Origin of the sequence: Synechococcus sp. H60.2 (genome assembly GCF_047462315.1) — a bacterium.
Classification (GTDB): domain Bacteria; phylum Cyanobacteriota; class Cyanobacteriia; order Thermostichales; family Thermostichaceae; genus Thermostichus.
Window position 1 is genome coordinate 24914 of the sequence record NZ_JANSIZ010000030.1, and the last position, 6203, is coordinate 31116.

Here is a 6203-nt window from a genome sequence, read left to right on the forward strand (position 1 = left end):
TCATCCAAGTCACAGTGTCCACTTGGATGTCGAGGCACATGTGAGCTACAGAATTTAACCGTCCACCCTTCCTGCTTGCTGCCAGGGTCAATGCCCACAGCAAGGGGCTAAGTTTTTCAGTCAGATAGTTTTGCGTTCAGATGCACGCAGAACACTCCCCTTTTCCAGAAGGGAGCAGCTTTGCCGCTCCTAATCCGCCACCGAGCACAGCTAGTTGACACTCCCTCGACTGAAGTCGGGAGATTCTTAAGTAGCCCACAAACGGACTTGTAAAGGTGTTGTCAAACCGCCCTTAGACAGTCCCTCGAGGCAAAGCCCCAAAGTTCTGCTTACTTTTCTCAGTAGGTTAGCCGCAGCGTTAGCATCAGCGTTCACTAACCACCCTTTGGCTGTTTGGCACAGTCCCCGCTTTATCCACTTCCCAGATGCTTGCCACCGGTCGGGTCTTTCACCGTAGTTAGGTAGCTCATCCCTATCCAAGAAACTTGCCTGGGAAGTGTACACCTCGTCTACCTCAACACAAAGCCAGTCAGGGCACACGCAGTTCACGGCGCAGGTGCCGGGAGCTGCTGCAACGCCTGTCTGGCAGGGAGAGGCGCTTTCAAGCGTGGGTGGACCCCTGCATCTCCACTGGCGTCAGCGGGACGGAGTCCTTTGTGATTGCGCTTTTGGGGGCTGCCGCAAACCAGCCCAGAGGTCCGTGGTTGGCTTGTCAACTGCAGGGCTACCAAGAGCCCGTACTTTATACGTCAGCATGAGTGCGGGTAGTTTACAACATCCAAAAGGCCTTATCAGGTTTAAAGTGAGGAGTAACCCGACAAAGAGTGAGGCTCGACCATGACGCTGGCTCAGGAGGCAACTGCCCAAATCTCCGCCTTTTGCGAAGGGATCCAATACTTTGGGGATCCCTGGCCGGAATTCGATCGCCTGGGCCAGGAACCTGCAGTCGATGCTGCCACAGGCAAGCTGCGGGATCCCGGCAGTCGCATGGCCGCCTACCAAACTTTGCTCTATGCCGATGCGCTGCGCTACCTCACCCTGCAGATGACGGCCAGCAAAGCCTCGGGCCACCCAGGGGGCTTTGCCAGCCAGGCGGAGGCCTACGCCGCTTTGGTGTACTTGGGCCAGAAGAATATCCCCACCGAAGTGGGCCACCACGCCCCCGGCTTCTATGCCGCCATGTTCTTGGATGGATCCCTGGCCGAGATGGGCATCCACACCGTCTCTGACTTGCAGGCTCGCTTTCGGGAACGGGAAGGGCTGCTGGGGCACCTCTCTGGCTACATCCCCGGCTTGCTGGCGCCGGCAGGGCCCCTTGGGCAGGGGCAGCACTTTGCCATGGCCGCTGCTTTGCTTTACCCGGATCGCCTCTTTCCTGTCACCATCGGCGATGGGGGGCTGGGGGAGCCCTACGTGATGAGCTCCATGATCCACTTTCACACCGCCTTCCCGCAGCGCACCAACTTCCTGCCGGTGCTGGTCTGGAATGGCTACAGCCAAGAGCACCACAGCATGATCTCCACCCTCACCAACGCCCAGATGGTTGAGTACTGGCGGGGCAACGGCTTCGAGGAAGTGGTGCTGGTGGATGCTAAGGAATTCGACGATGCCCAGCAGCCTGGCCCCTATGTGGACAGCACTCTTTTTTCCCTGGAAGCCCGCTTGGCCTTTGCCCAGAGGGTACTGACCGAAATGGAGCGGGCCATTCAGTCAGCTCTAAGCGGCCACCTGACGGTTTTCATCCTCAAGCAACTGAAAGGGGCGGGCGTGCACGCCAAGGGATCCAAATCCCACAACCTCTACGCCCACCACACCTTGGACAACCCCGACATTGTGGCTGCTCTGCAAGCGCGGGCGCTGCATCCGGCAGCTTGGGCCCTGGTGCGACAAAACTGCGAGCGGGCTGCTGGGGGGCCGGCAGCCAAGGTGGTGGTCACTGAGTCTATCCGGCCTCTGCCGCCGCTGGGATCCCTCAACTTAACTGAGTTCCCCCTCGGCGATAAGCAAGTCTCCACCACGGCCATTGGCGCTCTAGTGGTGCAGGTAGGGCAGAAAGACCCTGACTTTCTGGTGGCCAACGCGGACGGCAACGAGGCCTCCGGCCTTGCCAATGTCAACCAGGGCCTGAAAGTCATCCACCCCACGGTGGATCCGCTCTACAACCAACAGCCCCAGGGCCAGGTTTACGAACCCCTTAGCGAAGATGCCTGCGCTGGCCTGACGGGGGGCCTGGCGCTCTTCGGCGGGCGCTCTCTCTGGTGCTCCTATGAATCCTTTGCCGTCAACGGACTGCCCATCTGGCAGACGGTAACCCAGGCGATGGCGGAGCTGCGCCGCCCCACTCCTTCCGCTATTGCCCTCTTCACAGCTGGAGCATTGGAACAGGGACGCAACGGCTGGACCCACCAACGTCCGGAAATCGAGGCCTATCTAGCGGCCATGATGCGCAACGGCAACATCTTCCCCCTCTTTCCCCCCGACGCCAACTGTGCCCAAGTCGCCTACGAGTGGGCCCTATCGACCTTCAACAAAGGGATCCCGATCTTTGCCAGCAAAACCCCCCTGCCCATCCGCACCACCCTGGAACAAGCGCGCCAAGCCGTGGAGCAGGGCTGCACTGTGCTGCAGGAACTGCCTGGATCCCGCACTGTGGTCTTTGCTGTGGTGGGGGATATGATCCTCCTGCCAGTCTTTGCGGCGGCTGACCAGCTCCAGGCCCAGGGGATCGGCAGCAAAATTGTTTCGGTAGTCAACCCTCGCCGTCTCTACCGCCCCAGCGATATAGCCTGGTCCACCTGTGCCCAACCCGATGGAGAGTTCATGTCTGACCAGGAGTTTGCCGCCTGGTTTGCCGGCGAAGCCCTTATCGGCGTGACTGGCGGATCCAGCCTGATGTTGGAGCCCCTGTTGTTGCGCTACACCGGCCCGCGCGATCTTTTTGCCTGGAAACGCGGCGAAACCACCGCTACCCCTGCCGAACTCATGGACTACAACGGCCTAACGGCCCAGGCACTCGCAGAGAGGGCAAAGCAACTGCTAGACTGAGGGGCACATTGGGATCCCTTCAGTCTATGACTAGTGTCATCTCCCTCCGAGAGAAGCTTGGGAGGATATCCCCCCGCGAGAGAGTTGAGCAAGTCATTGTCCAAGATTTTGCCAGACCCTTGCTCCATGAGCTAGGCTTTGGAGACCTGGAGATCAGGCAGGAGTTTGAAACAGGGTGCGGAGAAGTAGACTTTGCAGCTAGAAAAAACACACAACATACAGATATCTTCTATAACTCTAGGAAAAACCCATACCTTCTCTTGGAAGTTAAGTCCAGGACAGTCAATCTTAGTGAGGGATCCGCTGCCTGTAGAGATGCAGTAGATCAAATAAAAAGGTACTTGCTTGGAGAGCATTGCAAATCAGCAAGGTGGGGAATAATTACCAATGCAAATTACATCCAGCTCTGGAGGAGGCACGGGAAGGTTGTTCACCCTGTTACAGCAAACCTTGCTATCGACCTGGATAACATTGAGAACATCGTGCATGATTTACGAAACAAGATAGAAAACTACGAGCGCGCTTTGACCATATGTGTGTACAACAATAAAGGCGGTGTGGGCAAAACAACAACGGTTATTAACCTTGCAGGAGCATTAGCATATAAAGGGAAAAAAGTCTTAGCTGTTGACTTTGACTCCCAAGGAGATTTGACAAGAAGCTTGGGAGCTACTCCTGGAAAAGTTACACTAACGCAGTGTTTAAAGGATCCCAGGATAGACGTCCACACGATTGTTCAGACATATAGGCTCAAGACACCTAAGGGAATAGTTTCCGTCTTCAACCTCATCCCAAGAGACTCTGAGCTGGAGAAACTGACCGACAGCCAAAATGCAGCCTATATCCAGAAAGGAACCAGGCGCCTTCGGGATCTGCTTGCCCCCCTTCGTCGTGAGTATGACTACATCCTAATCGACTGCCCAACTCAGTGGCTTTACTTCAGCCAAAGTGGGCTTTTTGCTGCCGACGTTATTTTGATACCTACCCGACCTGACGATCTGTCTTCTTTAAATAATGCTGTTAGAGTAATTACCAAATTCATTCCAGAAACTGTTAAATCACGACATGACGGAGGCCCCATCGCTTTGCCTATCTTTTTTAATGGCGTCTCCTCGAAAAATCAAAATGCTACCAAACTGGCAAACGAAGAAATACAAAAGCTTATTAAGCAAGAGAAAGATATCGACTTAACCCCGTATTTCCGACCGCTCTTTAAAAAGGGCAATGAAGACAAATGCATTATACCCGACTATGCACTGATATCTTCTGCCACTTTTGATCGAATTCCTGCTGTCCTTAAGCACAAGAAAGTTTTAGAATACTACCAAAAGCTCGCCGGCGAGTACTTTATCGATGAGTGAGTTCTCCGATCTCGGCAAGCTAGTGAACTTACCCCTTGAGAGCATCATGCCTGCCGAGGGGTTTTCTGCTCCCTCTTTCCTGGTTACTGCAGCAGCCGCTCAGTTAAGGGCAACAGGAGGGCGCAACTGGGTGCCGCTGCTAGTGGTTGAAGCTGGCGACTACCAGTACAAGGCCGTTGGCAACCATTTTGTCTATGCAGTTGCTCAAGAAGCAGGGCTGGAGAGGCTCTGGTGTATCATTGTTGACCCAGCTCTGGAGCAGGTGGAGCAGGCCCAAGTTCTCGCCAGAGAAAGGGTTCCGAAGGTCAATCTGACTGAGGCTTCTAGGGAAACTATCTTGGCTGCGCTGAGATACCTGGCTGAGCAGCCCGGCACTCCGCTTAAGGGAGTTGATGTAACCATTGCAGCCGCGCGAATTGCGGAGGCGGATAGGAGCTGGTGGCAGGATCTAACTCCCATAACCAAGCTAGGATGCAGAATTACGCAAGGCAAAAAGTTGGATGCTCTGAAGGAGGTATTTTTCCTAGCTCCTACAGCACCACCTCCTAGTAAGAAGAAATCGTCTAAAAAAACCACGACATCCGCCAGCGTCAAGAAAACAAGCTCAAGTCGCTCACGGAAAAAGAAAGAGGGCTAAAAGGGATCCTCCCCCCACTCCAGAACAAGGCCGGCCTTTAGTACCGCCGTTCCCCCGCCCAAAGACCCACCAGAGCTGCTTTGCCCCAGGGATCCACCTTCACCTCTGCTCGCAGTGCTTCTGGGTTGCGGCGGATCTCTAGTTCCAGAACATCTCCCAGCGCTTCTGGAATGAAAAACTCTTCGATCCCAAACCTAAGCTGCCACCCATCGAACCACCCTTGCAGGACGACCTCCGTAGGTTGCAGCTCCCCGGGCCGGTCGCGGCTGATGCCGATGGCCTGCCAGGGTTGAGAGGGATCCCCGGCAGGAGGGGCCAAGCGCAGGTAGAGGATCCCTGGCTTACCAAGCTCAGGGAACCAACCGGGCAGTTTCTCCAGAGTGGAAAGTTGGGCAACGGTATAGCTCAAGGTTACGTAGCGGCCCCGCAAGGGGTCGTAGGGATCCCGAGGAGCAATTTGCAAGTAGATGGGGGTTCCCGTGGCAAGGGTAAGCGCCTTCCGGGTCGGCACCAGCGCAACCAGGCTTACCTGCAGCAATAGGGCCAACCAAAAGAGGGATCCCTTGGGAGGCCGAGGAGAGGGCGTGTTCATTACAGCACGGTTCTAGGCGGCTTGCTGGAACAAGTTACCCCAAGCTGTGGAGGAAGCTATGCCTGGGGGGATCCTCTTTCAGGGCAGACTTCCCAGCCATAAAGATGCTATCCTAGTTAAGCGTCTTCTCGGCTCAGTAGCTCAGCGGTAGAGCAGGGGACTCATAAGCCCTGGGTCGCGTGTTCAAATCACGCCTGAGCCATCTCTAGCAAGGCTTTGGTTGCAGCCTTTGGAGGACAGGTTGAGCTGGAGCTCTAGCTTTCGCTCTCAGGTTGCAAGAGGCGGCATTTCCAAGGGCGAGCCAAGCCCCTTGAGCTATCCCGATCCCAGATAAAAGCCGAGATCTAGCACCTGCTCAAGTGGGTAGGGACACTCGGCGGGCAGATCCTCTTCCGAGAGCGGCGTTTCTTTCACCACCAACAGGATCCCGTCTTGGTAAGCCTCTGGCAGAGCTGCCAAAAGCTCAGGCTTTAGCTTAATCGGCGGGAAGACCCGCACTGTATGGGTGAAGAGCCAATCAGTGTCGGGATGAAAGCCGTTCGTGCTACAAGTGAGGCGAACAAGTTCA

The 6203-nt window shown here is 55.6% G+C and carries 5 protein-coding genes, 1 tRNA gene and 1 pseudogene; 5 read left to right on the top strand and 2 right to left on the bottom strand.

The window, feature by feature from the left end:
* Positions 1–515 precede the first annotated feature (515 nt).
* The 4 genes and pseudogenes from NW845_RS06545 to NW845_RS06560 all read left to right on the top strand — a co-directional run.
* Positions 516–758: pseudogene (locus NW845_RS06545) on the top strand (hypothetical protein); the annotation flags it as partial.
* Between the two features lie 79 nt (positions 759–837).
* Entirely contained in the window at positions 838–3045 is a 2208-nt protein-coding gene (locus NW845_RS06550; RefSeq protein ID WP_414377634.1) for a phosphoketolase, read from the top strand.
* A gap of 26 nt (positions 3046–3071) precedes the next feature.
* Positions 3072–4406, top strand: a complete 1335-nt coding sequence (locus NW845_RS06555) for an AAA family ATPase (RefSeq protein ID WP_414377636.1) — start codon at positions 3072–3074, stop codon at positions 4404–4406.
* Entirely contained in the window at positions 4399–5043 is a 645-nt protein-coding gene (locus NW845_RS06560; RefSeq protein ID WP_414366508.1) for a Rho termination factor, read from the top strand. Before NW845_RS06555 ends, NW845_RS06560 begins: the two co-directional genes overlap by 8 nt.
* A 37-nt stretch (positions 5044–5080) precedes the next feature.
* On the opposite strand, the gene NW845_RS06565 is transcribed toward NW845_RS06560, so the two are convergent.
* On the bottom strand, positions 5081–5635 hold the full coding sequence (locus NW845_RS06565; protein WP_414366509.1) for a GDYXXLXY domain-containing protein: 555 nt from the start codon (positions 5633–5635) through the stop codon (positions 5081–5083).
* A 130-nt stretch (positions 5636–5765) separates the two neighbouring features.
* On the opposite strand from NW845_RS06565, the gene NW845_RS06570 reads away from it, so the two are divergent.
* Positions 5766–5837: transfer RNA gene (locus NW845_RS06570), tRNA-Met, on the top strand.
* A gap of 113 nt (positions 5838–5950) precedes the next feature.
* Here the strand turns inward: NW845_RS06570 and NW845_RS06575 are convergent.
* Positions 5951–6203 (bottom strand): DUF29 family protein (locus NW845_RS06575; RefSeq protein WP_414377639.1); only part of this gene is annotated, 253 nt, incomplete at its 5' end.